At 58.9% G+C, this 26,195-nt stretch carries 30 protein-coding genes; 16 read left to right on the top strand and 14 right to left on the bottom strand.

Annotated features, from left to right (window positions below):
* Positions 1-42: 42 nt before the first annotated feature.
* From ACYZTX_RS20325 to ACYZTX_RS20290, 8 genes are all read right to left on the bottom strand, one after another.
* Entirely contained in the window at positions 43-1,044 is a 1,002-nt protein-coding gene (locus tag ACYZTX_RS20325) for a glycosyl transferase family protein (protein WP_462035592.1), read from the bottom strand.
* Positions 1,041-1,376: a TusE/DsrC/DsvC family sulfur relay protein gene (locus tag ACYZTX_RS20320; protein ID WP_461978753.1), complete on the bottom strand. Its 336-nt coding sequence runs from the start codon at positions 1,374-1,376 to the stop codon at positions 1,041-1,043. The genes ACYZTX_RS20325 and ACYZTX_RS20320 overlap by 4 nt, the downstream gene beginning before the upstream one ends.
* The gene (tusB, locus tag ACYZTX_RS20315; RefSeq protein WP_462035591.1) at positions 1,373-1,666 is read right to left on the bottom strand and encodes a sulfurtransferase complex subunit TusB; all 294 of its coding nucleotides are present in this window, start codon (positions 1,664-1,666) and stop codon (positions 1,373-1,375) included. Before tusB ends, ACYZTX_RS20320 begins: the two co-directional genes overlap by 4 nt.
* A complete protein-coding gene (gene tusC, locus ACYZTX_RS20310) occupies positions 1,666-2,028 on the bottom strand; it encodes a sulfurtransferase complex subunit TusC (protein ID WP_462035590.1) in 363 nt (120 codons plus the stop codon). Before tusC ends, tusB begins: the two co-directional genes overlap by 1 nt.
* A 1-nt stretch (position 2,029) precedes the next feature.
* A complete protein-coding gene (tusD, locus tag ACYZTX_RS20305) occupies positions 2,030-2,422 on the bottom strand; it encodes a sulfurtransferase complex subunit TusD (RefSeq protein ID WP_462035589.1) in 393 nt (130 codons plus the stop codon).
* Between the two features lie 212 nt (positions 2,423-2,634).
* Positions 2,635-3,339 carry a YoaK family protein gene (locus ACYZTX_RS20300; RefSeq protein ID WP_462035588.1) on the bottom strand — a complete coding sequence of 235 codons (705 nt, stop codon included), beginning with the start codon at positions 3,337-3,339 and terminating at the stop codon, positions 2,635-2,637.
* Between the two features lie 35 nt (positions 3,340-3,374).
* On the bottom strand, positions 3,375-3,704 hold the full coding sequence (locus ACYZTX_RS20295; RefSeq protein WP_462035587.1) for a DUF6388 family protein: 330 nt from the start codon (positions 3,702-3,704) through the stop codon (positions 3,375-3,377).
* Between the two features lie 20 nt (positions 3,705-3,724).
* Positions 3,725-3,973, bottom strand: a complete 249-nt coding sequence (locus ACYZTX_RS20290) for a hypothetical protein (RefSeq protein WP_008154823.1) — start codon at positions 3,971-3,973, stop codon at positions 3,725-3,727.
* A gap of 161 nt (positions 3,974-4,134) precedes the next feature.
* On the opposite strand from ACYZTX_RS20290, the gene ACYZTX_RS20285 reads away from it, so the two are divergent.
* On the top strand, positions 4,135-4,485 hold the full coding sequence (locus ACYZTX_RS20285; protein ID WP_462035586.1) for a hypothetical protein: 351 nt from the start codon (positions 4,135-4,137) through the stop codon (positions 4,483-4,485).
* Between the two features lie 120 nt (positions 4,486-4,605).
* Here ACYZTX_RS20285 and ACYZTX_RS20280 read toward each other — a convergent pair whose 3' ends face one another.
* On the bottom strand, positions 4,606-5,034 hold the full coding sequence (locus ACYZTX_RS20280) for a GNAT family N-acetyltransferase (RefSeq protein ID WP_462035585.1): 429 nt from the start codon (positions 5,032-5,034) through the stop codon (positions 4,606-4,608).
* Between the two features lie 151 nt (positions 5,035-5,185).
* On the opposite strand from ACYZTX_RS20280, the gene ACYZTX_RS20275 reads away from it, so the two are divergent.
* Together ACYZTX_RS20275 and ACYZTX_RS20270 are read left to right on the top strand one after the other, a co-directional pair.
* Positions 5,186-5,623: a hemerythrin domain-containing protein gene (locus ACYZTX_RS20275; RefSeq protein ID WP_462035584.1), complete on the top strand. Its 438-nt coding sequence runs from the start codon at positions 5,186-5,188 to the stop codon at positions 5,621-5,623.
* A gap of 51 nt (positions 5,624-5,674) precedes the next feature.
* Positions 5,675-6,268 carry an NUDIX domain-containing protein gene (locus ACYZTX_RS20270; protein ID WP_462035583.1) on the top strand — a complete coding sequence of 198 codons (594 nt, stop codon included), beginning with the start codon at positions 5,675-5,677 and terminating at the stop codon, positions 6,266-6,268.
* Positions 6,269-6,436: 168 nt separating this feature from the next.
* Here ACYZTX_RS20270 and ACYZTX_RS20265 read toward each other — a convergent pair whose 3' ends face one another.
* Positions 6,437-6,952: a methylated-DNA--[protein]-cysteine S-methyltransferase gene (locus ACYZTX_RS20265; RefSeq protein WP_462035582.1), complete on the bottom strand. Its 516-nt coding sequence runs from the start codon at positions 6,950-6,952 to the stop codon at positions 6,437-6,439.
* 150 nt (positions 6,953-7,102) lie between these two features.
* Here ACYZTX_RS20265 and ggt point away from each other — a divergent pair, with 150 nt between their 5' ends.
* Positions 7,103-8,830 (top strand): gamma-glutamyltransferase, encoded by a 1,728-nt coding sequence (gene ggt / locus ACYZTX_RS20260; RefSeq protein ID WP_462035581.1) that lies wholly within the window; start codon positions 7,103-7,105, stop codon positions 8,828-8,830.
* 69 nt (positions 8,831-8,899) lie between these two features.
* Positions 8,900-9,430: a cysteine hydrolase family protein gene (locus tag ACYZTX_RS20255; protein ID WP_462035580.1), complete on the top strand. Its 531-nt coding sequence runs from the start codon at positions 8,900-8,902 to the stop codon at positions 9,428-9,430.
* On the opposite strand, the gene ACYZTX_RS20250 is transcribed toward ACYZTX_RS20255, so the two are convergent.
* On the bottom strand, positions 9,427-10,326 hold the full coding sequence (locus tag ACYZTX_RS20250) for a LysR family transcriptional regulator (protein ID WP_462035579.1): 900 nt from the start codon (positions 10,324-10,326) through the stop codon (positions 9,427-9,429). The genes ACYZTX_RS20255 and ACYZTX_RS20250 overlap by 4 nt on opposite strands.
* 147 nt (positions 10,327-10,473) lie before the next feature.
* On the opposite strand from ACYZTX_RS20250, the gene ACYZTX_RS20245 reads away from it, so the two are divergent.
* Both ACYZTX_RS20245 and ACYZTX_RS20240 read left to right on the top strand, forming a co-directional pair.
* Positions 10,474-11,973, top strand: a complete 1,500-nt coding sequence (locus ACYZTX_RS20245) for a purine-cytosine permease family protein (RefSeq protein WP_462035578.1) — start codon at positions 10,474-10,476, stop codon at positions 11,971-11,973.
* On the top strand, positions 11,970-12,815 hold the full coding sequence (locus ACYZTX_RS20240; RefSeq protein WP_462035577.1) for a nitrilase family protein: 846 nt from the start codon (positions 11,970-11,972) through the stop codon (positions 12,813-12,815). Before ACYZTX_RS20245 ends, ACYZTX_RS20240 begins: the two co-directional genes overlap by 4 nt.
* A 55-nt stretch (positions 12,816-12,870) precedes the next feature.
* Here ACYZTX_RS20240 and cls read toward each other — a convergent pair whose 3' ends face one another.
* Positions 12,871-14,226: a cardiolipin synthase gene (gene cls / locus ACYZTX_RS20235; RefSeq protein WP_462035576.1), complete on the bottom strand. Its 1,356-nt coding sequence runs from the start codon at positions 14,224-14,226 to the stop codon at positions 12,871-12,873.
* A gap of 276 nt (positions 14,227-14,502) precedes the next feature.
* Here cls and ACYZTX_RS20230 point away from each other — a divergent pair, with 276 nt between their 5' ends.
* The 6 genes from ACYZTX_RS20230 to ACYZTX_RS20205 all read left to right on the top strand — a co-directional run bounded on the left by ACYZTX_RS20230 (position 14,503) and on the right by ACYZTX_RS20205 (position 20,451).
* Positions 14,503-15,525 (top strand): helix-turn-helix transcriptional regulator, encoded by a 1,023-nt coding sequence (locus ACYZTX_RS20230; protein ID WP_462037086.1) that lies wholly within the window; start codon positions 14,503-14,505, stop codon positions 15,523-15,525.
* 150 nt (positions 15,526-15,675) lie between these two features.
* Positions 15,676-17,535 carry an amidohydrolase gene (locus ACYZTX_RS20225; RefSeq protein WP_462035575.1) on the top strand — a complete coding sequence of 620 codons (1,860 nt, stop codon included), beginning with the start codon at positions 15,676-15,678 and terminating at the stop codon, positions 17,533-17,535.
* Positions 17,536-17,720: 185 nt separating this feature from the next.
* Complete coding sequence (locus tag ACYZTX_RS20220; protein WP_462035574.1) at positions 17,721-19,124, top strand: purine-cytosine permease family protein; 1,404 nt, start codon at positions 17,721-17,723, stop codon at positions 19,122-19,124.
* 153 nt (positions 19,125-19,277) lie between these two features.
* Positions 19,278-19,736, top strand: a complete 459-nt coding sequence (locus tag ACYZTX_RS20215; protein WP_462035573.1) for a GNAT family N-acetyltransferase — start codon at positions 19,278-19,280, stop codon at positions 19,734-19,736.
* A complete protein-coding gene (locus tag ACYZTX_RS20210) occupies positions 19,673-19,981 on the top strand; it encodes a zinc-binding dehydrogenase (RefSeq protein WP_462037084.1) in 309 nt (102 codons plus the stop codon). Before ACYZTX_RS20215 ends, ACYZTX_RS20210 begins: the two co-directional genes overlap by 64 nt.
* A 134-nt stretch (positions 19,982-20,115) precedes the next feature.
* Entirely contained in the window at positions 20,116-20,451 is a 336-nt protein-coding gene (locus ACYZTX_RS20205) for a hypothetical protein (RefSeq protein ID WP_074878077.1), read from the top strand.
* A gap of 194 nt (positions 20,452-20,645) precedes the next feature.
* Here the strand turns inward: ACYZTX_RS20205 and ACYZTX_RS20200 are convergent, their stop codons facing one another.
* A complete protein-coding gene (locus tag ACYZTX_RS20200) occupies positions 20,646-21,008 on the bottom strand; it encodes a DUF6124 family protein (protein WP_462035572.1) in 363 nt (120 codons plus the stop codon).
* A 507-nt stretch (positions 21,009-21,515) separates the two neighbouring features.
* Between ACYZTX_RS20200 and ACYZTX_RS20195 the strand changes: the two genes are divergently transcribed.
* The gene (locus ACYZTX_RS20195; protein WP_462035571.1) at positions 21,516-23,057 is read left to right on the top strand and encodes a T6SS phospholipase effector Tle1-like catalytic domain-containing protein; all 1,542 of its coding nucleotides are present in this window, start codon (positions 21,516-21,518) and stop codon (positions 23,055-23,057) included.
* Positions 23,057-23,713, top strand: a complete 657-nt coding sequence (locus ACYZTX_RS20190; protein WP_462035570.1) for a DUF2931 family protein — start codon at positions 23,057-23,059, stop codon at positions 23,711-23,713. Before ACYZTX_RS20195 ends, ACYZTX_RS20190 begins: the two co-directional genes overlap by 1 nt.
* A gap of 89 nt (positions 23,714-23,802) precedes the next feature.
* On the opposite strand, the gene ACYZTX_RS20185 is transcribed toward ACYZTX_RS20190, so the two are convergent.
* Positions 23,803-24,705: a LysR family transcriptional regulator gene (locus tag ACYZTX_RS20185; protein WP_462035569.1), complete on the bottom strand. Its 903-nt coding sequence runs from the start codon at positions 24,703-24,705 to the stop codon at positions 23,803-23,805.
* A gap of 105 nt (positions 24,706-24,810) precedes the next feature.
* Here ACYZTX_RS20185 and ACYZTX_RS20180 point away from each other — a divergent pair, with 105 nt between their 5' ends.
* Entirely contained in the window at positions 24,811-26,184 is a 1,374-nt protein-coding gene (locus ACYZTX_RS20180) for an MFS transporter (RefSeq protein WP_462035568.1), read from the top strand.
* The last annotated feature ends 11 nt before the right edge of the window (positions 26,185-26,195 follow it).

Here is a 26,195-nt window from a genome sequence, read left to right as displayed (position 1 = left end):
AGGTTCGATAAAAAAGCTCAAAGGTTGGGCGCTTATGATCGGTTAAATCGATCTGTCCCGAGCATCCCAATACTGCTGGGCGGTTTCGAAAGCTTGATCGCGGGATTGGCCGAGGCCCCGCAAAGCCAGGGCCATGGTCGAAATCAGCGCCATTTGCGGGTAGCTGTCGACCACGTCGCCACGCCACACGGCTTTCAGGTGCTCGGGATCGAGCGCGGCCGGTTTGACGTGGCGCTGGCTCGACAGTTGCGGCCATTCCTCATCCCAGCTTTCGCCGCCCGTGGTGCCGTATAGATGACTGTCGGCGTCCGGGTTGATCTCGATTTCGCCGCCATCGCCTTTCACCACGATTGCGGTGTCGCCGAGCAAGCCGCTGGCATCGCGATGCACAGCCTGATAACCGGGGTGGAAAATGCTTTGCAGGCCACAACGAGCACCCAACGGATTGAGAATCCGCGCCAGGGAGTGGATCGGCGAACGCAGGCCCAGGGTGTTGCGCAGGTCGATCATGCGCTGAAGCTGGGGTGCCCAATCGACTAAAGGCATGAACGCCAGACCGCCATTATCCAGTGCGTCGCCGACCTGCTGCCAGTTGCGGCACAACGGAATCTTCAACTCATCCAGCAGCTGTTCGCTATACAACCGACCCGCCGTGTGCGCGCCGCCGCCGTGCATGAAGATGCGCACGCCGTTCTGTGCCAGGCACTTGGCCGACAGCAGGTACCACGGCAGATGACGCTTCTTGCCGGCATACGTCGGCCAGTCCAGATCCACCTTTAATGCCGGTGCCTGCAAACGTTCGCGCAAGGCTTCGGTGAACCCCGCCATTTCCTCGGCGCTTTCTTCCTTGTGCCGCAACAGCATCAGGAACGCGCCGAGCTGAGTGTCTTCGACCTTTTGGTCGACCACCATGCCCATGGCTTCGCGGGCTTCCTCGCGGGTCAAGTCGCGGGCGCCGCGCTTGCCTTTGCCGAGGATGCGCACGAACTGGGCGAACGGGTGTTCGGCGGGTGTTTCGAGGGTCAGCGCTGGGTAATCGGTCATAAGCAATTCGTCGGTTTGGGCAGGCCCGCCAGTTTCGCGGCGAGTTTGGCAGGGGTGCCTTTGAACAGTCGGTTCAGGTGCAGGCTGTTGCCCTTGTCCGGGCCCAGTTTCAATGCGGTGTACTTGATCAGCGGACGGGTGGCCGGCGACAACTGGAATTCGTCGTAAAAATTGCGCAGCAGTTCGAGGATTTCCCAGTGTTCGGGGCTCAACTCGATGTCTTCGGCGGCGGCCAGGGCGCTGGCCACCTCAGAGGACCAGTCGCTCAGTTCGACCAGGAAACCGTCCTTGTCCAACTCGATGGCGCGTGCGCCGACCGTCAGGGAATTCATAGCCAACTGTTGACCTTGTGGTAGTGAATCGACAGCTCGACGAAGGCCGGGTAATCGATGCTTTCAGCCCAATCTGGAACAACCAAAGCGCGGGCTTGGGCGTCTTCGGCCAGCACGAAGAGCTTCAAACTGCGGGTGCTCAGCGCGCGGAAAGGCGCGGTGCCTGGCTGCAAGGCATAGGCTGCGTCGCCTGACAGCAGCAGCGCATCATCAGCGCCGATCACGCGCAAGCAACTGGTCAGGCGATCGTCGCCGAACGGGGAATGAGACAACACATGCAAAGTCGACATCAGAGGGTGATCACCTGATCGTAACGGTCAATAAGTGCGGTGATTTCGTGGGCGGCCAGCACCTGGGCTTCTTCCAGCGCTAAACCGGCCGGGTCCAGACCGCGTTCTGCAGCACTGTCGCGACAGACGAAAAGGTCTTCGACACCGAACATCGGCAAGGCTTGCAGGTTGGCGCTCAGGTCCTTCTGCTGGAGGGCCTTGGCGTCCTGTTGCGCGGCGAGCTGGAACACCCCGTCATCGAGAAACAGCAGGCCGATCGGCAGATCGAACGCACCGCCGGCCAGCACGATGTCCAGCGCTTCCCGCGCACTCGGCCCGGACCATGGCGCCTGACGGCTGATAATCAGCAAGGATTTAGGCATCTCACGCGCCTCCGAAACAGATCAGGCGGTCAGCGTCCTGCACCGCGTCATGCAACTGGCCCAGGCCGGACAATTCCCACGGAGCGCCTACCGCAACGGCTTCACGCTGATAACGTCCGGCTTCTTCTTCGTTCAACACACCACGGCGCAGGGCGGCGGCGATGCACACGACACCGTCCAGTTGGTGCTCGGTGACGAAGTTGCGCCATTGCTTGGGCAAATCCAGCTCATCCTGCGGCGTGACCACGCTTGAGGAGGCGTTGTAGACGCCGTCCTGATAGAAAAACAGCCGGACAATCTCATGCCCGCCGGCCAGCGCGGCCTGAGCGAACAGCAAGGCGCGGCGCGAGGAGGGCGCATGGGCGGCGGAAAACAGCGCGATGGCGAACTTCATGACGGACTCGATCAGCAAAACTGCGGCCATGATAATGCTTTATCGCCGGGTCGGCGAAGGGCGTTTGCTCGTAGACCGAGTCGCCCCTTTCGCGAGCAAGCCCGCTCCCACACTAGATTTGTGTCAATCACAAAACTACGATCCGCCGCAGATTCAATGTGGGAGCGGGCTTGCTCGCGAAAGCGAACTACCGGGCAACGTAAATGTTGGATCTAACGAGGCATATACCCCAACTGCCACCGCCGCGGAATTTTCAGCGACAGCAGCCCGATGGCGCCGGCCAACAGACCGCTGACAAACAAGGCACTGAGCCCCAAGTGATGTTCCAGCACGGCGCCGATGACCGCGCCAGCAAACATCCCGGTCCAGGGGATCAGTTGCACCCGCCAACCGTTGCGACGTTCGCCGAGCATCCAGCGTCCCAGCCCACGGCCGAAGCGTGACAGGGCGCCGGTGACGTAGGTCAGGCCGACCGGCAGGCCGTTCACTTCTTCGACGGCGGCATTGAGCATGCCCATGGCAATGATGGCCGCCAGCAACGCTGGCAATTGTTCCTCATAAGGCCAGGCCGCAGCCCCACACAGCAGCATGGCGATGCACAGCAGCAAGGGCAGCGCCCGGCGGCCGCCGAGGCGGCTGACGACAATACCCAAGGCGTTGCCGACGATGAAGGTGCCGACAAGTATCATCAGGCGCAAGGTCAGGCCCAGGTCGCCGTCGCTGATCGCCACGGCGAGGCGGGTGGTGTTGCCGCTCATGAACGAGACGAAATCGCCGCTGGCCATGAAGCCGATGGCGTCGGTCATGCCGGCGAGCACCGAGAGGCTGGCGACCAGCGACATGCCGATGCGCCCCCGCCATTTGCGGGTATGCAGATGGCCCGGGCTGGCGCGGTCAGTTGAGAGGGATGGCAACATCAGCGAAGGTCGTCCTCAGGCAGCAACCGTCATGGTCACTTACTCAATCCATATAACTCGCAATACTCCAGCCAGTCCATGCCGGCCATCTCGGCCACTTCCTTGTGCACTTCCAGGCGCTGTACCTGATAGTCCTCGGGCGTCGCGGCGGTCAGTTGCAGCGTCAGCTCCCAGGCAAACAATCCCAGGCGCTCGGCCTCGGCTTCAAACGCTTCATGCAAGCGCTCCTCGCGGTACTGCGCCGCGGTCTCGCCCTTGGCCTGAGCCAGCAGAGGGTTGAGGTTGTCGAGTTCGACGCGCAGTTCAGGGCGCTCATCGAGAAACTTCTTCAGCGCTTGCTCGTGTTGCTGTTCGGTTGCCGCCATGGTCGCTCCTTGAGGCCGGGTTAGGAAGATTGCTTCTTGCTGGCCTTGGCCGCTGCTGCCAGGCACTCAAGGGCAAACTGCTCGGGATACGTCATTTGAATCGGCGTGGTTTCACCTTTGACGGTTCTTTCGCCGTCGAGGATGTAACGAATCCGCTTGTCGGTGACGCCAATTCGCTTGGCAATCCAGGACGGCGTCTGACCGATCTGGCTGATCAGCTTGTCGGCATATTCAGCGGTCGGTTTGTAATATTCGGCGTTGGGTGTCATGGCCTTTCCAAAAAATGAGCCCGGAAAAATGGGCGATGCGGCGTTAATGGCGCGACAGGGTGCGCGAATCGTCACTCGGTGTCGCGGTATAAATGAAGTAAAGCAGAACGATACGCCGTGCCGCGGTGATACAGTCCGCTTTTTCTTGATGAGCGAACGCAATGCGAATTCTGATGGTGGCGCTGGCCGTAACGTTGCTGGCGGGATGCGCCGGCTCGACGATGAACGATGCCCGCACGGGAACCCCTTACAAAACCCTGACGTCGGACAAGCCGGAAAAAGTCGTCGCCCAATGTGTGCAGTTTTCCTGGCAGGACGAGGCGGTGTTTGGCGTCGATGCAGGCGCGTATTTGGAGCCTGGCAAGAAGGGTGGTTCCACCGTTTACACGCGCTCGGCGGAGTCCTTTGTGGACGTGACAACTGACGCTTCGGCAACCGTGCTGAATTATTACACGCAGCATGACGACTTTGTGGCCAAGCGCCGACTGGCGGCGCTGGCGACCTGCTTGTAAAGCAAGATCAAAAGATCGCAGCCTCGTTTCACTCGACAGCTCCTACATGGACCGCATGCTTCTGTAGGAGCTGTCGAGTGAAACGAGGCTGCGATCTCTTGGCGGTACCGGTACCAGCGATCAAACGTTCGTCAGGCGCTTCTGGAAAAAGAAGCGCTTGTGCCCCGGCGGATAGTCAGCGATCTGCCCGAACTCGCTGTAGCCGAGTTTCTTGTAGAACTCTGGCGCCTGGAAGTCGAAGGTGTCGAGCCAGATTCCGATGCATTCCTTTTTCCGTGCCAGGTCTTCGGCCATTTGCATCAGTTTCGTGCCCATGCCTTGTCCCCGGGCCTGTTCCGGTACCGACAGCAATTCGACGTATAACCACTGGTAAAACATCCGACCATAGAGGCCGCCGAGGATCTCGTCGTTGTCGTCGCGTACGATCAAGGCAATCGGCTCCGGCACCGTGACGCCTGCCTTTGAGGCGTTATACGCACGCAACGGCAGCACGATTGCATGTTCCTCGGCATCCGTGGGGTTTTGCGACAGCTCGATTCGCAGGGTCATCAGCTATTTCCTTATGGCTTGAGTGGACAACAGCCCCAAGCCTATCGCGGTCAGCGGTCGTTGTTCCAGCCCCTCAGGTGGAACCGTCGTCATCGTGCAGATGTCTAGGCTAAACAGCGTCATTCCAGAACGCGGCCGATGAGGACAACCCGTGAATATTTTTGAAGCACTGCGCGAAAGCCACGACCGCCAACGCACCTACGCCGATGCGCTGATCCAGACCAGCGGCGACACCCCCGAGAGGGCCGAGGCTTACAAGCAACTCAAGTCCGAACTGCAGGCCCACGAAACCGCTGAAGAACGGCATTTCTACATTCCGCTGATGGAGTTCGATAACGGCGTCGACCTCAGCCGCCACGCGATTTCAGAACATCACGAGATGGATGAAATGATGGAGGAATTGGACGAGACCGAGATGTCCAGCCCGGCCTGGCTGGCAACCGCGAAGAAGCTTGCCGAGAAGGTCCATCACCACCTGAAAGAGGAAGAGCAGAAGTTCTTCCAGATGGCCGGCAAGCTGCTCGACGACAAACAGAAAGAGGCGCTGGCGGGTCAGTATGAGAAGGAATACAAGGCTCAGCTTTCGTGAGGGCATTTTCGTCTAAGCTATGACCCTCTGACGAAAAAAGGATGGATTGTCATGTCGAACACAGCCGAGCGGGTCAACCTCATCGAGTCTCAGGTGTTGTCCCACGACTGGTATCTGCTGAAGAAAATCACCTTCGATTACCTGCGCAACAACGGCGAATGGCAGCGCCAGACCCGCGAGGTCTACGACCGTGGCAATGGCGCCGCGATTCTGCTGTTCAACCGAGAAAAGAAAACCGTCGTGCTGACCCGGCAATTCAGATTGCCGGTGTTCGTCAACGGCCACGATGGGTTGCTGATCGAAGTGGCAGCGGGGCTGCTCGAAGGTGCTGCGCCTGAAGAGCGCATCCGCGAAGAAGCGGAGGAAGAAACCGGTTATCGCGTGCACCATGTGCACAAGGTGTTCGAGGCCTACATGAGCCCCGGTTCGGTAACTGAAAAACTGCACTTCTTCATCGCTGAGTACGACGCTACGTCGAAGGTCAGTGATGGCGGCGGACTGGAGGAGGAGACCGAGGAACTGGAAGTGCTGGAGTGGAAGTTCGACGACGCGCTTGAGGCGTTTTATCGCGGGGAGATCTGCGATGCGAAGACCATCATTTTGCTGCAGTACGCGGCGATGAAAAACATCTTCACCGCGGGTTAATCAATGTAGCAGCTGTCGAGCCTGCGAGGCTGCGTCCGACTGCGCAGCAGTCGTAAAACCATTCACTGCGCTGTTCCGGATAAACCGTGGAGCCTGAGTTTGCGACTGCTTCGCAGTCGGACGCAGCCTCGCGGGCTCGGCAGCTGCTACAGGTCGCGTTACGGCTGATCAGAACAAGTCGCCCGTCCTGCCGGCGCCTGCCCATTCGCATCCTTCCAGCGTCAGCAGCTGCTCCTTCGCCTCAAGTCCACCGGCAAACCCGGTGAGTTTCCCCGAAGCGCCAATCACCCGATGACACGGCGCAACAATCGAAATCGGGTTCTTGCCATTCGCGGCGCCCACTGCCCGAACCGCACTGGGATTGCCGATCTGCCGGGCAATCTCGCTATAGCTGCGTGTCTCACCAAATGGAATGGTCAGCAATGCCGCCCAGACCTTCTTCTGAAATTCCGTCCCGACAAACTCCAGTTCCAGGTCGAAACGATTGCGCGTGCCCGAAAAGTATTCACGCAACTGCTGAGCGGTGCGCATCAGGATCGGATTTTCCGGCGACTCGCGCATCGGCCCAAGCCGAACCCGCTCGGGTTTGTCGTTTTCCCAGAGGATAGCTGCCAGTCGTGATCCGTTCGCGACCAGCTTCAACTCGCCCACCGGGGAGGCGAGGGTGGTGAAGGTGTAAGTCATGCTGGCGGACTCCGCAAAAGTGCTGAACTGAGGGCAAGCATACTGCCTCGACGGGGAGGCGCAATACGCAATCCCAGCCATACTTGCTTCTGCTCTTGAAGCCTTCCCTCTGTTTTTATACAGAGCCTAAAAACAAAAAGAGACCGACTCATGAAGTTCGAACCTTTTGCCAAATCGCTGATTGCGACCTCGTTGGCGCTCAGCTGCCTCAGTGCTTACGCGGCCTCCGTGGCGCCGGTCGCGGCCGAAAACGGCATGGTCGTCACCGCGCAGCATCTGGCCAGTCATGTGGGCGTCGACGTGCTCAAGAACGGTGGCAACGCCGTCGATGCCGCGGTAGCGGTCGGTTACGCGCTGGCGGTGGTTTATCCCGCGGCGGGCAACCTGGGCGGCGGCGGTTTCATGACCATTCAGTTGGCGGACGGGCGCAAGACCTTCCTCGACTTCCGCGAAAAAGCACCGCTGGCCGCCACCGCCGACATGTACCTCGACAAGGAGGGCAACGTCGTCCCTGACCTGAGCACCCGTGGCCATCTGGCCGTTGGCGTGCCGGGCACCGTGTCCGGGATGGAACTGGCGCTGTCGAAATACGGCACCAAACCCCGCAATGAAGTCATCGCCCCGGCCATCAAGCTCGCCGAAGACGGTTTTGAGCTGGAGCAGGGCGATGTCGATTTGCTGGAATACGCCACCGACGTCTTCAAAAAGGACATGCGCGATTCCGGTTCGATCTTCCTGAGCAACGGCGAGCCGATGCAGGTTGGCCAGAAACTGGTGCAAAAAGACCTCGGCAAAACCCTGCGGGAAATCTCCGAAAAGGGCGCCGACGGCTTCTATAAAGGTTGGGTGGCCGACGCCATCGTCACCTCCAGTCAGGCCAACAAGGGCATCATCACCCAAGCCGACCTCGACAAATACAAGACCCGTGAACTGGCCCCGATCGAGTGCGATTACCGCGGCTACCACGTCGTCTCGGCCCCACCGCCAAGCTCCGGTGGCGTGGTGATCTGCGAGATCATGAACATTCTCGAAGGCTATCCGATGAAAGACCTGGGCTATCACTCGGCCCAGAGCATGCACTATCAGATCGAAGCGATGCGCCACGCCTACGTCGACCGCAACAGCTACCTGGGCGACCCGGACTTCGTGAAAAATCCGATCGCCCATTTGCTGGATAAAAACTACGCAACCAAAATCCGCGCGACCATCGACCCGCAGAAGGCCGGCGTGTCCCGCGAGATCAAACCTGGCGTAGCGCCACACGAAGGCAGCAACACCACCCATTACTCCATCGTCGACAAGTGGGGCAACGCGGTCTCGGTGACGTACACCCTGAACGACTGGTTCGGCGCCGGCGTCATGGCCAGCAAAACCGGGGTCATCCTCAACGATGAAATGGACGACTTCACCTCGAAAATCGGCGTACCGAACATGTACGGTCTGGTGCAAGGGGAGGCCAACGTCATCGCGCCCGGCAAGGCACCGCTGTCGTCAATGAGCCCGACCATCGTCACCAAGGACGGCAAAGTGGTGATGGTCGTCGGCACCCCCGGCGGCAGCCGCATCATCACCGCGACCTTGCTGACCATGCTCAACGTGATCGACTACGGCATGAACATCCAGGAAGCGGTCGATGCACCGCGTTTCCACCAGCAATGGTTGCCGGAAGAGACCAACCTGGAGACCTTCACCACCAGTCCGGATACGGTGAAGATGCTCGAAAGTTGGGGGCACAAGTTTGCCGGGCCGCAGGATGCCAACCATGTGGCGGCGATTCTGGTCGGCGCGCCTTCGCTGGAAGGCAAACCAGTGGGCAAAAACCGCTTCTATGGGGCGAACGACCCACGGCGTAATACCGGGTTGTCGCTCGGTTATTGAGGGTTGTTTTTAAAAGGGGACGGATCTGTTTTTCGTCCCCTGATCCACTGACTTTTCAAGGAAGGGACCATGGCTACCGCACTGCTGATCATCGATGTCCAGCGCGCCCTGTGCACTGGCGAGTACGAATGTTTTGAGATCAAGCGCGTCATCGAGAACATCAACGGCCTCAGTACCAAAGCCCGAGAGGCCGAGATACCGGTGATCCTCATCCAGCACGAAGAGGGTGACTTGCTGAAGCACGGCTGCGAAGGCTGGCAGCTGGCTGACGGGCTGGAAGCGTCACCCCAAGACTTGCGCGTTCGCAAAACCACACCGGATTCGTTCTACCAGACCAACCTGCGCCAACTGCTGCAAAAGCAAGGCATCGATCGTCTGATCATCTGCGGGCTGCAAACCGACTATTGCGTCAACGCCACTGTGCGTGAGGCGCTGAAACTGGGGTACGACGTCGTGCTTGCTGCTGACGCCCATTCCACCGTCGACAACGGTAACTTCACCGCCGAAGACATCATCGCCGAGCACAACAAGGATTTGGCACGCCTGACCGGTTCGGTGGCACGAATCGACGTTATCCCGACTAGCGAAGTCCGCATTTAGCTGCCGAAGATGTCGATCAATTCCGTTAGAAAAGCGCTCACCACATCACGCTGACGCGCCGAGTGCCGAACCGCCGCATGAAAGCCGACCTCATAGCGCAGCAGCTCAGGATTCAGCGGATGCAACTGCCCCAGCTGTTCATGCTTCGCCGCATAGTGCTGCGGCAGAAAGCCCAAATGCTGGCCCGACAGAATGAGCAGGGCGGCGCCGTCCATGCTGTCCGTCAGCACCGTCAATCGTTCAATCGAGGTAGGCGCCGACATTTCCGGCAAGGGGTGGCTGGGCCATACCCAGTCGTAATCGCTGACATCATCCCGGGTCAGCGCGCCCACCTGCTCAAACAGCGGGTGAGTGGGGGCGCAATAGGCGATCTGGGTTTCCTGAAATAACGCAAAGTAATCAATGTTGGACAGACGGTGCCAGAAATAGCCGATCGCCAGATCGATATGGCCGTTGATTATTTTCTCTTCCAGCAGCGATGAAGACAGTTCCGTGAAGTGAAAATACAGTCCCTCATGCCGGGACCGTAAACGCGCAATGGCCAGGGCGATTTTCTTGTTGGCCACCGGATCGATTTGACCGAGCAGGCCGATGTTGATGTTGCCCGACACCTTGCGATTGATGTGCTGGACTTCAACCCGGAACCCCTCGGCTGCGGCCAATAACCGGCGGGCCGCCTCGACAAACTGGCTGCCCTTGGGCGTCACCGAAAATCCGCCGCGCCCGCGCTCGCAAAGACGAAATCCCACCCGCGCTTCCAGGGTCGCCAATTGCGCACTGATGGTGGGTTGAGTGGTATTGAGTGCCGTTTGCGCGGCCGAGATCCCGCCTGCCTCAACGACGGTCAGAAATACCCGGATCAAACGCAGATCCAGCTCCGATACAGTTCCCAGCATGCGTGCTCCCGATACTCACTCACATAGACGTGGATCTATGTAAACAGTTTGCCTGCGATATTTTATAGCCCTGATCAACGCCCTACATTGCAATGAAATCGGCGCAATGCCCATAAAAACAACAATCACCAGCATAGGAACATTCGTATGTCAGGGTCCCCTCATTCTGCGCACGCCGTCGAGGCGAGTGGCGGGTTGGCCATCGAAGGCCACTCGATCGATTACATTCCGCAAAACGAACGTCACGCCAAGCTCAGTAGCCAGGGCCCTTTCTGGTTTTTGGGCAACTTCCACTTCTTTACCATCTCCATCGGTTTTGTCGGCCCAAGCCTCGGCTTGTCTGCGCTGTGGACCATGCTGGCCGGCGCGCTGGGCATTATGTTCGGCACCATTTTCATGGCGTTTCATGGTTCGCAAGGACCGGAGATGGGCCTGCCGCAAATGATCCAGTCGCGTGCGCAGTTTGGTTATCGCGGGGTGATCCTGGCCTTGATGGCGACGATGTTTGTGTTCGTCGGTTTCAACGTGGTGAACATCTCGCTGATCATGAACGGTCTCGAACATGTGTTTGGCATCGACCCGACCATCGTCGCCGTCGCCGTGGTGCTGATCGGCGCGCTGCTGTCGATTTACGGCCATGACCTGATGCACAAAGCGTTCAAGTGGGCATTGCTGGCTACATTGCCGCTGTACGCGCTCGTCACCATCGCCTTAATGTTCGGTGCAGGGCAGGAGGGCGTCACCCCGGCGACCGACCTGGGCTTCAGCTGGATTGCCTTTGCGACGCTGTTTGCCATCGGTGCGAGCTACAACATTTCCTATGCGCCTTATGTCTCCGACTATTCCCGTTACCTGCCGAAAAACACCAGCCGGCCGAAGCTGATCGCCGCGGTGTTCATCGGCGCCTCGTTGTCGGGTAGCTGGATGATCGGCCTCGGCGCCTGGCTCGCGCAGCAGTTGAAAGCGGCGGATGCGCTGGTGGCGCTGAACCAGGTCGGCTCATCGATGATTCCAGGCCTGGGCAATGTGTTGGTGATCGTCTCGGTGGCGGGATTTCTGCCGATCATCGCGCTCAACACCTACAGCGCCATGCTGACGTTGCTGACGGGTGTGGATTCGATCAAAAAAATCACACCAACACCACGCGCCCGAGTGATGTCGATCTCCGTGATCAGCATCGTTCTGTTGACCTGTGTGCTGTCGATCAAAGGCGATGGCATCGCCCTGTTGAACACCTTCCTGGTGCTGCTCCTGTACTTCCTCGTGCCCTGGACCGCGGTCAATCTGGTGGACTATTTCTTCGTGCGCAAAGGCCGCTACGCGATCCCGCATTTCTTCACCCCAAAGGGCATCTACGGCGCCTGGCAATTTCGCGGCATCGTCTCGTACCTGATCGGGTTCGCCGCCATGGTGCCGTTCTTCTACATCTTTGATGCGGCGGCCGGCAAAGAGGTGTTCGTCGGACCGCTGGCGCGGATGCTTGAGGGCGTGGATATCGCCTGGCTGGTTGGCCTGGTTGTCTCGGGCCTGACGTATTACCTCCTCAGCCGTTCGATTGACCTTGAGTACGAACGCCGGATCATCGACTCGATTACCGAGAGCGATATCGTCGCCATGGCTCATCAGTCTGTGGAGGAGGGGCGTTGAACAGCGCAAAAAACATCGTGGTCGCCTGCTGCCAAGTGGCGCCGAAAATAGGCGACCTCGCTTACAACAGGAAGCTGACCGAACGCGCGATTCGTTCGGCGGCCTACCAGGGTGCCCACGTGGTGGTGCTGCCCGAACTGGTCCAGAGCGGCTACGTGTTTGCCGACCGCAGCGAAGCCCTGTCCTTGGCGGAAACCGTCGAAGGGCCGACCTTGCGTCTGTGGACGGCGTTGGCCCGGGAACTGAACATCGTCGTGGTGGGTGGATTCTGCGAGCGGCTAGCCGGCGATGAACTGGCCAACAGCGCGGCGATGATCGATGCCCGGGGCCTGCGCGCCGTGTACCGCAAGGCGCACCTCTGGGATGGCGAGAACGAAATCTTCAGCGCCGGCAATGACGCGCCGCCCGTTGTAGAAACCATTCATGGGCGAATCGGCATGCTGATTTGCTACGACCTGGAATTCCCCGAGTGGGTACGGCTCCCGGCGCTGGCCGGCGCAGACTTGCTCTGCGCCCCGGTCAATTGGCCCGATGGGCCACGGCCGCAAACCGAGCGTCCGGCGGAAGTCGTGCGGGTCCAGGCTAATGCGTCGGTCAACCGGATGTTCATTGCCGCGTGTGATCGGTATGGTCATGAGCGTGGGGTCAGTTGGGTGCAGGGCTCGGTGATCGTCGATGCTGATGGCTACCCTGTGGCAGGACCGGCGGAGCAGGGAGGCGAGCAGATGTTGCTGGCGACGCTGAACCTTGCTGAGGCGCGGAATAAGAGGATCAGTGCACGTAATGATTTGCATCGGGATCGGCGGTCGGAGTTGTATGGGTTGATCAGTTTGGTTGAGTAGTGCGGGTGGTTTTTTGGAGCGCAGAACAGCGCATCCCAGCGACGCGCCACGTTACTTATAGCCAGTATTCCCAGAGTCGCGACATCTGCTCCTTGGCTCTCAAAACGAGCGAGCGGCTCTGCCACTTTTCCAGCTTGATTTCGTTCGACTTGGCCAAATCAGCCATGAATGCCGCCTGCATCTTTTTTCCAAACCCGGTGCCCAGCACAACGACGTTGACTTCATCGTTGTGCAGGAAGCTGCGCCAGTCGAGGTTGGTCGAGCCGACACTCGACCACACGCCATCGATGACTGCAGTCTTGACGTGGAGTAGCGCGTCACGGCGTTCGTAAAGCTTGACGTTGGCCTTCAGCAGCTCGCTGTAGTAGGCGCGTCCGGCATGGAACACCAGCCACGAATCGGTGCTGCTAGGCAGCACCAGCTTGACGTCGACTCCACGTGCTGCCGCTTCCTTGAGTGCCGCCAGCAACTGCGGATCGGGCACAAAGTAGGCGTTCGTCAGCCATATCTCGGTCTGCGCGCTCTGCAGCGCCGAAATCAGCGTGGCATAGATCAGGCTGAATGGCTCATCTGGCGAGCTGCCGATGGCCCGAACCACCTCGCTGCCTTTGCGCTCAGGTGGCGGAAAGTAGTGGCGAGCCGCGAGTGGTTCACCTTTCTGGGTCGTCCAGGTTGCGATGAACAGCTTCTGCAGTTCCGCAACCACGGGTCCCTCGACGCGCAAGTCGGTATCGCGCCAAGGCAAATCACCATTTGGGCGAGTTTTCGAGTGAGTGCTGAAAGAGCCCCCCGAATAGACGCTGCTGATGTTGATCCCGCCGAGAAAGGCAATACGGCCGTCCACTATCAGCAGCTTTCGGTGGTCGCGCTGGTTTACGTCCCAGCCCACCTTGGCCGTCACCGGATTGATTGGGTTGTACTCCAGCACCTTGATGCCCGCGTCGGTCAATCGAGAGAAAAACGCTGAGGGTGTTCCAAGGGTTCCGACGCTGTCACGGATCAGATTGACCTGTACGCCTTTTTGTTGCTGAGCGATCAATGCGGTGGCGAAGCGCTGGCCGACTTCATCATCGTCGAGGATGTAGGTCTCCATGTTGATGTGGTCGCGCGCAGCCTCTACGGCTTTGATCATCGACTGGTAGGTGGCGGGGCCGTCCTGCAGCAAGTCGACCTTGTTTCCTTCTGTTAGCGGGCTACCGGCGACGGATTCTTCGATAGCGAGGTGCACATCGAAGATGTCGGTTTCTGCGCCGGAGGACTTGAGTCTGTCGAGAATGGCTTTGCTGCGCTCGGCTGACAGCGGTCCGTGTATCCCGTCGAGTTGCACTGGCGCAGAGGGCGCGTGAGCCATGTCGGGCACTATTCTCGGCAAATTACTGCAGGAAATCACGAATGTCAGGAACACAGCCACGCACAGCACCAGAGGAATACATGCACCCTTACATCTTGTTAGAAGATTCATTAGGCCCGTCTCTTGGCGAGGACGCTCAATTTTGGACGTAAGCGCACAGTCCAGGCGTCTTGCTTGTTTTGACCACTGTGCAAAGGCCAGGTTCGTCGTCAGAGTCTGCTTTTGGCTGTGCCAGTCACCAGAATTGTCCCACAGCAGCGCCCCTGACTGGACGCCATAACCGCGCCTATGGCATCGTCGAAAAAAATACGCCATGTAGTAAACAGGATGAGCACAATGGAGGAGGGTGATGAGGTCGGCGTCAATACGTCGATGGCAACGCTGAAGGCGTTCAATCGTTGCGTGTTGCACCTCGGCCGGCTGGCTCGAGATCGCGGCGCCTCCCAATTCATCGCAGACGGCTTGCAGGCATTTAGCCAACTGGTGCCCTTCGCTTCGGCTTGGTGGGGTGAGATGTCTGCATCAGGCGCCAATGCTCCGCCCAAAAGCTGGATGCACGGGCGGATCAAGCTGCCCGAATCGTTTGCCGCCGAATGGCACAAGAGTGCGGTTAACGACAGATTCTCCCATGACACCTTGAGTCGACCCGGTGAGGTGATACGCGACAGCGGGTTCACCGACCCTAATGAAGAAGTGGACGCGTTCGCTCGGCGCCACGACCTCTATCACCTGATGTGCATCACCTTCGAATTGCCCGAAAGCGGTTTGATGTTCTTCGTCTGCCTCTACCGCGGCAGCGACGCTGCGGCATTCAATGACATCGAGGCCGTGCTGTTTTCGGCGTTCTGCGATCATCTGTTGCAGCTGTGGCGCTTTCAGGTGCAGGACATGATCCGCTTCGACACGGGCAATGGGGCGACAGATTTCGGGGTCGCACGAATGGACGGCAGCTTGCTGTACGTGGGCGCAAGTCTGTGCGCCGCCATTCAACGCGAGTTGCCGGGGTGGAGTGGTTCAATGCTGCCCGCGGAGGTCATCGCGCAACTGCAAAAAGCGCCGTGTGTGATGCGTCTCGGTCGCTGCGCACTGACACTGAGCCCTAACGCCGAGCATGTCATCCTGTCGCTCGAAACACAGTCGCGCGGAGCGGTGCTGGCGCCTCGCGAGCGCACGGCCGCGATGCTGTTCGCGGCGGGCCATTCCTATAAGGAAATTGCCAGGATCCTTGCCTTGAGCCCTGCGACAGTGCGCACTTATCTGCGCAATTGCTACTTGCAGCTCGGTGTGAAGAGCAAGGTGGAACTGGGTTCAGCCCTGCGTTCACCGACCTCACTGACGGATGCAACGCGTCGCGACTAACTTCCGTACTTCCCACTATTTGCCTTACCCCTCCTCATTTGTGGAGGTCCATCCGACTGCCGTGCTCTATAGGGTATGCCCTGCATATCAGGGGTTTGCACGGCAGTCTGTTCGGGCACTTCTAAAACTATAAAAACAGAGGTGAGGCATTTGAAATTTTCCGGGCTGTTTATCGCCGTTGCCGCGACAACGGCAGTTTCTTGCATGGCGCTGGTGGGGTGTCAGACGCAGGGTTCGGAACCCGCTGACATGGTGATGCGCAACGGTTATGTCTACACCGTCGATGGCCAGAATTCCGTGCAGCAGGCGATTGCCGTCAGGGGCGGAAAGATCGTTTATGTCGGCAGCGATGAAGGCGTTTCTTCGTACATCGGCAAGCAGACGCAGCTCATTGATCTGGCGGGCCGCATGGTGATGCCGGGCTTCATCGATGCACACATGCATCCGGGGGACGGCGGTCGCGCCATGACACTGTGCGACCTGAAATACCAGACGATGACCCGCAAGGTTTTCCAGGAAACCATTCAGGCGTGCCTGGATGCCGACAAGGGTAAAGGCCCTGATGTCTGGCTGGAAGTGGGCAGTTGGGATCGCATGGGCATGGACGGACTTGACGGCGACCCGGACAAATCGACGCTGGATGCGCTCAAGACCGATCGACCGATTCAGGTCCGATCCACTGATTTCCATACCGTGCTGACCAACTCGCGCGGCCTGGAAGTGGCCGGCATCAACAAGCACACGGCCAATCCCGGTGATGGCAAGTACGTGCGCGACAGTGCCGGCAACCCGACCGGCATTTGCGAAGACGGCGCTGCCGATGCCATGGCCGCTGTGGTGCCGCCAGCCACCGACGCAGAAAAACTCAACCAGACCCGCGCGGCGCTCGACGCCATGCGCCAGCAAGGCATCACCAGTTTCTTCGATGCCTTGTCGGGGCCTGAAAATGGCAAAGCGTTTACCACGTTGCAACAGTCGGGTGAGCTGACCGCCCGGGCCTTGCTGGCGATCAAAGTGGACCCTGCCGCCGCGGCTGCAGACCCGGCGAAAACCATCGCCGAGGCCAAGGCATTGGCCACGACTTACGACCAGGGCGAAGCCAAACCTGCGCCGGGTGTGAGCATGCGCCACGTCAAATTGTTCATGGATGGCATTATCAACGCGCCGGCGGACACGGGCGCAATGTTGACGCCGTACCTGCGCAATGCCGGCACCGATACAGCGCCGAAGTGGACACCCGGCAAAAACACAGGCGAGCTTTACTTCCCGCCGCAAGTGCTCAACCCGCTGCTGCTGAAGGCCGTCCAGGCCGGTCTCGAGCCGCACCTTCACGCCACCGGGGACCGAGCGGTGCGTGACTCACTGAACGGCATTGAATTCGTGCGCCAGCAACTGCCGGGCAATGGCTTCCGCCCGGCCATTACGCATAACGAGTCGGTGGACCCGGCCGACTATGCTCGCTTCAAGGCGCTTGATGTGACCGCCAACATGTCCTTTCAGTGGGCCCAGCAGGCACCCTCTACGGTCGACGGTACCAACGAGCATCTGGGGCCTGCGCGATTTGCCCGCATGGAGCCATCCGGCAGCATCGCTCGTGCCGGCGGACGTGTCGCGTATGGCAGCGACTGGCCTGTCGACCCGCTCGACGAATTCCTCGCACTGAAGGTCGGGGTCACCCGCTCAGGTGATCCGCTGAACCCGCACAGCTATGGTCCCAAGTATGCGGGCAGGCTGAATGCCGACCCGGCACTGTCGCGCACTGAAGTGCTGCGCACCATCACCATGAACGCGGCCGAGCAGCTGAAACTGGACGCTGTCGTGGGCTCGGTCGAGGTCGGCAAGTTCGCCGACGTGATCGTTCTGGACAAGAACTTCATGCAAGTGCCCGAGGATGAGCTGGCACGCAACGAGGTGCTGATGACCGTGGTCGGCGGCAAGGTCGTGTGGGCCAAGGCGCCATTCGTGGGTCTTGAACAGCCAATTCGAGTAGCCGCTACCGAACAACAATAAAAAGTCTGTCCCAGTGCCGGGCAGTTAAGCGCGATCTATTGTGGGAGCGAGCCTGCTCGCGAAGGCGGCGTATCAGGCAGCCTTAATGTCGACTGATACGCCCACTTCGCGAGCAGGCTCGCTCCCACATGGGTTGCGTTAACTGCCTGACATTGCCGCCTACCCATAAGAAGAGAACACCGTAAATGACCCAGGTCAGCGATAGTCAGCAGCGAAGTCCCCTGATCGAGACACGTTCGATCGATTACATTCCCGAGGCCGAGCGTCATGGCAGCCTCTACAGCCAGTTCACCCTGTGGCTCGGCGCCAACCTGCAGATCACGGCGATCGTCACCGGCGCACTGGCCGTGGTGCTGGGCGGTGATGTGTTCTGGTCACTCATTGGCTTGCTGATCGGCCAGGTGCTCGGCGGTGCGGTGGTTGCCCTGCACGCGGCGCAAGGACCGAAGCTCGGGCTGCCGCAGATGATCTCCAGTCGTGTGCAGTTCGGGGTCTATGGGGCGGCCATCCCGATTGTGCTGGTGTGCCTGATGTACCTCGGTTTCAGCGCCACCGGCGCGGTATTGTCGGGGCAGGCCATTGCCCAGTTGATCCATGTCAGCGACAGCACCGGCATCCTGATTTTTGCCTCCTGCATCGCGTTTCTGACGATCTTCGGTTACCGGGTCATCCACCTGGTCGGCAAGGTAGCCAGCGTGCTGGGCATCATCGCTTTCGTCTATCTGTTTACCCGGTTGATGACGCTCAACGATATCGGCCTGCTGCTGGAAAATCGTCACTTCGGCTGGAGTACTTTCCTGCTGGCGGTGTCCCTTTCCGCGTCCTGGCAGATCGCGTTCGGCCCTTATGTGGCTGACTACTCTCGTTACCTGCCGAGCAAGACCTCGTCCTGGAAGACGTTTGCTGCCGTCGGGCTTGGCACGGTGCTGGGCGCCCAGGCGTCCATGGTGCTGGGGGTGTTCGCCGCGGCGTTGGCCGGTGCGAACTTTCGCGGTCACGAGGTGGCGACCATCGTCGGGCTGGGCAGCACCGGTGTGATGGCGTCCCTGCTGTACTTGAGCGTGGTGTTCGGCAAGGTCACAGTGTCCACGCTCAACGCTTATGGCAGCTTCATGTGTGTGGCCACGATCATCAGTGGCTTTCGCAGTCGTCTCGAAATTTCCGCCAGGCAGCGCGTGGTGTTTGTGTTGGTGATTGTCGCGGCGTCCACCACGCTCGCGCTGCTGGGTCAGCACTCGTTTCTCAACTCCTTCAAGTACTTCATCCTGTTTTTGCTGACGTTCTTCACACCGTGGAGCGCGATCAATCTGGTGGATTACTACTTCATCAACAAGGAGCGTTATGACATTGCGGCACTGTCTGACCCGGCCGGTCGTTATGGCCGCTGGAACATGCGCGGGATCAGCGTGTATGTCATCGGTGTATTGATCCAGTTGCCCTTCGTCGATACTCACTTCTACTCCGGACCGATGGTCGCGCAACTTGGCGGTGTCGATATTTCCTGGATCGTGGGTCTGGTGGTGCCGGGCATCCTCTACTACCTGCTGGCAAGGACATCAATGCCGGCGATGGCCCCTGAGCGGAACTGAAAGGCCTTAAGGAGGAAATCGGAATTTGGGTGAACCTCAAAAGATCGCAGCCTGCGGCAGCTCCTACAAGGGACGCCGTACACTTGTTGCGATCTTTTGATCTACATTTCCCTTTTCCCGCTCATCACATCAATCCGCAAGGAGACGATCAACATGGCACTCCAGGCCCTGCGCGCCGACGCAACCCACCTCGATAAAATCGCCAGCCTCTTCGACGCCTATCGAGGCTTCTACGGCCAGCCGTCGAACCTGTCGCAGTCTCGCGAGTTCATCGCCGAGCGCATTGCCCGGGACGAATCCGCGATCTTCTTCGCCCAGGACACCCGCGGCGAAGCGCTGGGTTTCGTCCAGTTGTTCCCGACGTTCTCTTCCATCGACGCGCACCGCACCTGGCTGCTTGGCGACCTCTTCACAACCCCCGCTGCCCGAGGCCAAGGGGTAGGCACGTTGCTGATGAATACCGCGCGAGCCTTTGCGCTGTTGACCGGTGCCAAAGGCATGGTGCTGGAAACGGCCACGGATAATTTCAGCGCGCAACGGTTGTACGAATCCTTGGGCTATGTGCGCGATACGGGTTACTACACCTACTGCCTCGATTTGAAGCAAGGCTGAGCCAACCGCTGCCGGTTACCTGTTCGGGTTGGGCGATCAGCCGGTCATCAATACTGCAATGGTTATCGACAACCCCGGGTTTCCCTCTGGCAGACGTTCCGTTGCAGCCCATTGCTGAAGATGTGTTGGCAGGGCGGCTGGATGTCACGCCGTCACGCGTCCTCAAATTTGAAGAAATTCGAGATGCTCATCGCGTTATGGAGGCGAATGAGGCGGGTGGAAAGAGGGTTGTCGTGCACGATTGATTGAGCGGCGACTCTGCTTGGTCGAAAGCCGCCGCTGAATAGCGGCGGTAGCTGATACTAATTGGCCACCTCATCCGTTAAAGTGTGCACCGCCCGAGAGATGGATCCCGGGCAACATCTCATGGAGTTTTTCAGTGAAGTACCTCAGTAAAGTTGTCGCCGTTGCCCTGTTCGGTCTGGTTCTGGCGGGTTGCACCGGCACGCCGATGAACACCCAGCATTATGAAAGCAGCCAATACACCGTCCTGGGCCACAGCGAAGCGAGCGCCACTGGCCTGCTGTTGTTCGGCGTGATCCCGATCCAGCAGAACAACCGTTTTGTTCGCGCTCAGAACGCGGCGATCAAAGCCAAGGGCGGTGACGCGATGATCAACACCCAGGTGCAGGAAAACTGGTTCTGGGCCTGGGTCCTGACCGGTTACACCACCAAGATCTCCGGTGATGTGGTCAAGCTGAAGAACGTTCAGTAAGCGCAGAGCTCTGCCTGTTGATGCGAAAAAGCCCGGTTTAGCCGGGCTTTTTCGTTGCTGGAGTTTGGATAATCTCGACGCTCAAATCTGTAGCAGCTGGCGAAGCCTGCTGCTACAAGAATTGCGTAAGTCGCGCGGTCAGTGGCCTTGCGTCACGCTGGCGTTTTGCGCCACCCGGTTCCTTCCCGACCACTTCACTTGATGGGCAGATCAATCTTATCCAACACCCGGTTCGCAGTGATCTCCGCCACCATGATGCTGTTTGAAATGCCTAGCAGGGCATAGCGCGACTCTCCGTCCAGATGATCCACCAACTGATGAACCATCACATCGACCGACGCCAGCGTCTCGACCAGAAAAACAGCCAGGGTTTCAGCCGTAGCCTCCGGGTCCACGGAAAACAGTGTGCTGCGTGTTCGCGGGGTGGCTTTGATGTCGGCATTCGACGGGAAGTGAAAATCGAGGGCGCGTTCGGCGGCCTCGTTGAGCTTCTTTGAATCGTGTTCGTACGGGGAGGCCGGATCGGTGTCCGGCGGGTTTGGCGTTACTTTGAACATATGCTGAGTTTCCAAATTGGGTGCCACCCCTCTTGCGACTAAACGAAAGGGGAGGCAGCTGCACGCAGGTTAGTCGACCGGGAAACTCAGCAATCCGGCGCGCCCAAGGGCGCCCTACGTACAGCCACCATCAAGTACAGGAATGGAAGACCTGCATGACAGATGCACGCACAACTGAGTTAACGCGGGCGACTAAACCCGATCACTGATGGGCAGTGACGGGAATCAAGTTACCGAGGGGCCCCCAGGTGCACAAGCCGGCGGATTCTGGCGCAGCCGTAGGCAATGGCGCAAGGTTTTGTAGCTTTCAGGACGTAACCTTGAGGGCGTTTAAACAGGCACTCTCCGGCGGTGTTTAATAGGCGTGTGCACACGCCCTGAGGCGAACTAAGAACTATCCGTCCCGATGAGTATCGGGACCGAACAGGCCAAGTGCCATCCGTTGCTTCCCTTCACCCCGAGTGTCACTCTGCGCGTTAATCAAGGATCAAGCCCAAGGAATCAAGGATGAGCGGCTACGTACCCAACCCGCCTAAAAACTACCGCTACGAAGAAGCCAAGCCCATCGACATTCACGCCCAACGCTGGGCGGAATACGAAAAACACGGCAAAGAACCCGCACCCGCGCCACAAAAAACCGGCATCGCGTTACGCATCGGCGTGTTCTTTGATGGCACCGGCAACAACGCCAACAATGCCGCGGCAGGCTTGCTCTGTGGTGCCCATCACGCCATTGCGCCACAAGACATCAATGCCAGTTGCAAGCCGTTCATGAGTGATCCGGACAGCAGCTATGGCAACGACACCAGCAATGTGAAAAAGCTGAGTGATCTGTATACCGTAACTCAACAAGCAGAAGGCGACGGGCCGCAAAAAAGCGCCTCCCGCGTCGTCTATGTCGAGGGCATCGGCACCCAGTCGGGTGAAAAAGACAGCGTCTTGGGTGCAGGCGCCGGACGCGGCGAGACCGGTGTTGCCGGACGAGTCCAGTCCTCGTTCGTACTGATCAAGCAGAGTATCAACGACGTGTTGCTCGACAACCCCGGCAGTGAAATCACCTCACTGACGTTCGACACCTTTGGATTTAGCCGCGGCGCCGCAGCCGCCAGACATTTCGCCAACGAGATTGTACGTGCCAAGCAGGGCCCTCTAGGGGATGTCCTGCGCAGCAACCCCAACGCCTATAGCGCAAACTTCATCGACCAATACCAAAGCGGCATCAACATGGGCTTTATCGGCCTGTTCGATACGGTGCCATCGATTGCCGGCTGGTCTAATGTGGGAAATATCAAAAGTCCCGTCGCAACAGGCATCAAACTCTACCTTGATCGTCGTTTTTTCACTGACGTCGTCCAACTGGTAGCGCGTGACGAATGCCGAGCCAACTTTGCCCTGAGTCGAATCAAACCCGCCTTCCCGGAAATTACAGTACCCGGCGTCCACTCGGACGTCGGCGGCGGATACCTTGCCGAGGTTCAAGAGTGTGTATTGGTAAGTCCAATGCAAGCTTTGGAAGTGCCACTGAACACCGACGTCGCTACTACCTCGATTTACCGCAACGCCATGAATGTAAAAAACCAGTGGCTAGCCAAAGGATGGCCGCCTCAGTTCCTGGAGATCGTCACACCCACCGCGTTCGAAGTGCCGCAACAGCAGCAAGACCGGCTCAGCCCGGGCCTAAAACGCGTCTATGCCGCTTTGCAGCTTAAGCGTCCGGTGAGTGGCAAACTTTCACTTGTTTACCTACGTGTGATGCATCAATTGGCGAAGGAAAAAGGCGTTCGTTTTAACGATATCGTTGATGCTCCTGAATTGGCGGTTCCAAAAGAGCTTCAGGCAATGTGCGACAAGTTTGTCGCGGGCGACTACAGCACAACACCGCAAGAAGAACAGTTGTTGAAATTGAAGTACATCCACACTTCCGCGAACTGGAACCATCCACTGGGTAGAAACGACGGTAGCGGTCTAAAGGCGGTTTACATCAATGCCCCCACGCAGGACGCGATTCGCGTACAGCACCCCCATGTACCTGACTGGACGCTTTGGTAATGAAACGATTCATCATGCTCCTGGCTATTTTGCTCATCGCCGGCTGCCAGTCTGCCGACCCGCTTTCAGCAAAAAATGACCCCAGGTCCCAGTGGTGGGACCTTAATTTCGTCGAACCCCTTTATATGAAGATATGGGTTGAAGACAGCGCGGTTGAAGACATCAATGGCAAACTGTTTCACCATACCGGTGGCGGCTCGGCTTCGGGCGGGGAACCGGAAGACGGCACGGAGTCTGCCAAAGGTTGGCGAGGCGTCGGCGGCTCCGGGAAACCAGTAATAGGCGCTGATCTACCCAAACGTATTTTCGTGCGCTGGCAGTCCATGGTAGAGCCACAGACCTACAAAGTGTGGATAGACATCCCTGAGCAAGCCAGACAACTCATGGTCACCTCGGTGATGAAACGCTGCCCGGAAACTCCGGAGCAAGAAGGCCGTTATATGGCCTCTGTTTATCTGGGTCTGGCCCCCGGCGGCGTCGTGCAAGTATGGGTCAGAGACTCATGCCACCGTCCCGTTGAAGTGGCTCGAGCCCAAGCGGAGATTGAGCCGTTAGGACCCAGTCAAGGCAAAAATGAAGGGCGATATGGGTATCCCGTGAGTGAGAAGTCCAAGCGCTATATCGAGAAATTTGGAATTCCTTACGGGAGCTGGTGAGTACGAGATAGTCCAAGGCAGCAGCGATTATCGTCGCCGCTGCCTGAACTCAAGTTTTCGGTATTCTCCTGCTCCAGACGCAAAAAACTTCAAATCCCCCATCCTTCCCGCACAGCCCTGCGAATGCCTTCCAGCAGCATCGCAAACGCCGGGTTGTCATTGTTCTCGCGCCAAATCAAATGCAGCTCGCTCTGCACACCTTCGCCCAAATCGATATCGCGAAACATCACGTTCTTGAACACCACGCTGGTGGCGCAGCGAGGCACCAGGGCCAGGCCCATTCCGGCGTTGACCATGGCCAGGATGGTCAACGATGAGCCGAGCCATTGCACGTATTCCGGGGCGACGCGGGCAGAGCGGAGCATACCGGTCAGCAGTTCGTTGAACGGCGGGTAGGCGGCGTGGGAGTACATTAAGAACGGTTGCGCATCTAGGTCGTTGACGGACACGGTTTCTGCGCTCGCCAACCGATGACTGCTCGGCACCGCCAAGACAAACGGCTCGCGCACCAGACATTCGGTGGCGTAACCCGGCTCCAGCAAAGGCGCGCGAACAATGCCCAAATCGATACGGCGAGCGCGCAGGGCTTCGTGCTGCTGGTAGGTGTTCATCTCCGACAGATCGATTTTGACGTGGGGCTGTTTGAGCCGCGCTTCGGCGATGACCTTGGGCAGGAATTCATACACCGCGCTGCCGACGAAGCTGATGTTGACCGAGCCGATGTCGCCCTCGGCAAAGCGTCGGGCGGTGACGGCGGCTTGCTGGGCGCGCTCCAGCAGGTTCTGCGCTTCGATGAAAAACGCGCGGCCGGCGGCGGTCAGGGCGACGCTGCGGGTAGTGCGGGTGAACAACTCGACGCCCAGGTGATGCTCCAACAGTTGAATCTGTCGACTGAGGGGCGGTTGAGTCATGTTCAACCGTTCGGCGGCCCGACGGAAATTCAGTTCGGTCGCCACCGTGGTGAAACAGCGCAGTTGAGTCAGCTCGAACATTGATCTAATTCCGGTATCAATCGAATGCCAAGTTAGATTAGACGGGATCAATGCTGGCGTCCATGATCGGCCTGTCCCTAAAAAAACAATGATCGGGAGTCGCCCTTGAATACCCTCCAGAGTCCGCCGGACCCGAATGTGCTTGCCCGCGCCGCGGCCAAGGTGAAGCGCCATGTGCTGCCGCTGTTTGTGGTGATGTTCATCGTCAACTACATCGACCGGGTCAACATCGGCTTCGTGCGCAGCCACTTGGAAACCGACCTCGGCATTGGCGCAGCCGCCTACGGCCTGGGCGCCGGGTTGTTCTTCATCGGTTACGCGATATTCGAAGTCCCTTCCAACCTGCTGTTGCAACGCTACGGTGCGCGCGCCTGGCTGACGCGCATCATGTTCACCTGGGGCGCGGCGGCGATGGCCATGGCTTTCGTGCGCGGCGAAACCAGTTTCTATGTGCTGCGTTTTGTTCTCGGTGCAGCCGAAGCGGGCTTCTTTCCCGGCATCATTTACTACTTCACCCAATGGCTGCCGTCGACTGAACGGGGCAAGGCCATGGCGATTTTCCTAAGCGGTTCGGCCATTGCCTCGGTGATCTCCGGTCCGGTGTCCGGTGCGCTGTTGAACGTCAGTGGCTTCAGCCTGCATGGCTGGCAGTGGATGTTCTTGATTGAGGGCTTCGCCTCGATCGTGCTGTGTGGGTTCATGTGGTTCTGGCTGCAATCCCATCCGCGCGAGGCAAAATGGCTGAGTGCAGAAGAAAAGGACGCACTGGTCGGCGCCATCGCGCTGGAGCAGCAGGCTCGGGAAGCCACCCAGACGGTCAAGCCGTCGATGTTCAAGCTGTTGGCCGACAAGCAAATCGCGCTGTTCTGCTTCATCTACTTTTCCATCGCCCTGACCATCTACGGCGCCACGTTCTGGCTGCCAAGCATGATCAAAAAAATGGGCAACCTCGGCGACTTCCAGGTGGGCCTGTTCAACTCGATTCCGTGGATCATTTCGATCATCGCGATGTATGGCTTCGCCGCCATGGCCAGCAAATGGAAACACCAGCAAGCCTGGGTTGCCTTGACCCTGGTGATCGCCGCGTTCGGTATGTTCATGTCCACCACCGGCGGGCCGATCTTCGCCTTCGTCGCCATCTGTTTTGCCGCCGTTGGTTTCAAAGCCGCCTCGGCATTGTTCTGGCCAATTCCGCAGGGCTATCTCGATGCCCGCATCGCCGCCGCGGTGATCGCGTTGATCAACTCCATCGGCAACCTCGGCGGTTTCGTCGCCCCGACGGCGTTCGGTTTCCTGGAGCAAAAAACCGGCTCCATCGAAGGCGGCCTTTACGGGTTGGCGGCTACTTCACTGGTCGCCGCGGTGGTGATCTTCTTCGCCCGCACCGCACCGCGTGGCGACTCGCTTCGCGCGCTGACTGGCAAACCTGCCGACGTCGCAGCGCCCACTCAATCTGTCAGTCATCAAGCCTTGAGTTAAGGTTCAAAGGG

The sequence above is a fragment of the Pseudomonas sp. MDT1-17 genome (assembly GCF_054898105.1).
The sequence above is the reverse complement of the archived record's forward strand: the minus strand, read 5'-3'. Positions and strand labels throughout refer to the sequence as shown.

Coding starts and splice junctions, on each gene's coding strand:
- ACYZTX_RS20280 (WP_462035585.1), bottom strand. CDS start 5,034: ATGACCCTGCGAATCGAGCTGTCGCAAAACCCCACGGATGCCGAGGAA.
- ACYZTX_RS20295 (WP_462035587.1), bottom strand. CDS start 3,704: ATGGCGGCAACCGAACAGCAACACGAGCAAGCGCTGAAGAAGTTTCTC.
- ACYZTX_RS20230 (WP_462037086.1), top strand. CDS start 14,503: ATGGAGGAGGGTGATGAGGTCGGCGTCAATACGTCGATGGCAACGCTG.
- ACYZTX_RS20270 (WP_462035583.1), top strand. CDS start 5,675: ATGTCGAACACAGCCGAGCGGGTCAACCTCATCGAGTCTCAGGTGTTG.
- ACYZTX_RS20185 (WP_462035569.1), bottom strand. CDS start 24,705: ATGTTCGAGCTGACTCAACTGCGCTGTTTCACCACGGTGGCGACCGAA.
- ACYZTX_RS20220 (WP_462035574.1), top strand. CDS start 17,721: ATGACCCAGGTCAGCGATAGTCAGCAGCGAAGTCCCCTGATCGAGACA.
- ACYZTX_RS20300 (WP_462035588.1), bottom strand. CDS start 3,339: ATGTTGCCATCCCTCTCAACTGACCGCGCCAGCCCGGGCCATCTGCAT.
- ACYZTX_RS20325 (WP_462035592.1), bottom strand. CDS start 1,044: ATGACCGATTACCCAGCGCTGACCCTCGAAACACCCGCCGAACACCCG.
- tusB (WP_462035591.1), bottom strand. CDS start 1,666: ATGTCGACTTTGCATGTGTTGTCTCATTCCCCGTTCGGCGACGATCGC.
- ggt (WP_462035581.1), top strand. CDS start 7,103: ATGAAGTTCGAACCTTTTGCCAAATCGCTGATTGCGACCTCGTTGGCG.
- ACYZTX_RS20285 (WP_462035586.1), top strand. CDS start 4,135: ATGCGAATTCTGATGGTGGCGCTGGCCGTAACGTTGCTGGCGGGATGC.
- ACYZTX_RS20265 (WP_462035582.1), bottom strand. CDS start 6,952: ATGACTTACACCTTCACCACCCTCGCCTCCCCGGTGGGCGAGTTGAAG.
- ACYZTX_RS20250 (WP_462035579.1), bottom strand. CDS start 10,326: ATGCTGGGAACTGTATCGGAGCTGGATCTGCGTTTGATCCGGGTATTT.
- ACYZTX_RS20290 (WP_008154823.1), bottom strand. CDS start 3,973: ATGACACCCAACGCCGAATATTACAAACCGACCGCTGAATATGCCGAC.
- tusD (WP_462035589.1), bottom strand. CDS start 2,422: ATGAAGTTCGCCATCGCGCTGTTTTCCGCCGCCCATGCGCCCTCCTCG.
- ACYZTX_RS20190 (WP_462035570.1), top strand. CDS start 23,057: ATGAAACGATTCATCATGCTCCTGGCTATTTTGCTCATCGCCGGCTGC.
- ACYZTX_RS20200 (WP_462035572.1), bottom strand. CDS start 21,008: ATGTTCAAAGTAACGCCAAACCCGCCGGACACCGATCCGGCCTCCCCG.
- ACYZTX_RS20195 (WP_462035571.1), top strand. CDS start 21,516: ATGAGCGGCTACGTACCCAACCCGCCTAAAAACTACCGCTACGAAGAA.
- ACYZTX_RS20320 (WP_461978753.1), bottom strand. CDS start 1,376: ATGAATTCCCTGACGGTCGGCGCACGCGCCATCGAGTTGGACAAGGAC.
- tusC (WP_462035590.1), bottom strand. CDS start 2,028: ATGCCTAAATCCTTGCTGATTATCAGCCGTCAGGCGCCATGGTCCGGG.
- ACYZTX_RS20245 (WP_462035578.1), top strand. CDS start 10,474: ATGTCAGGGTCCCCTCATTCTGCGCACGCCGTCGAGGCGAGTGGCGGG.
- ACYZTX_RS20215 (WP_462035573.1), top strand. CDS start 19,278: ATGGCACTCCAGGCCCTGCGCGCCGACGCAACCCACCTCGATAAAATC.
- ACYZTX_RS20255 (WP_462035580.1), top strand. CDS start 8,900: ATGGCTACCGCACTGCTGATCATCGATGTCCAGCGCGCCCTGTGCACT.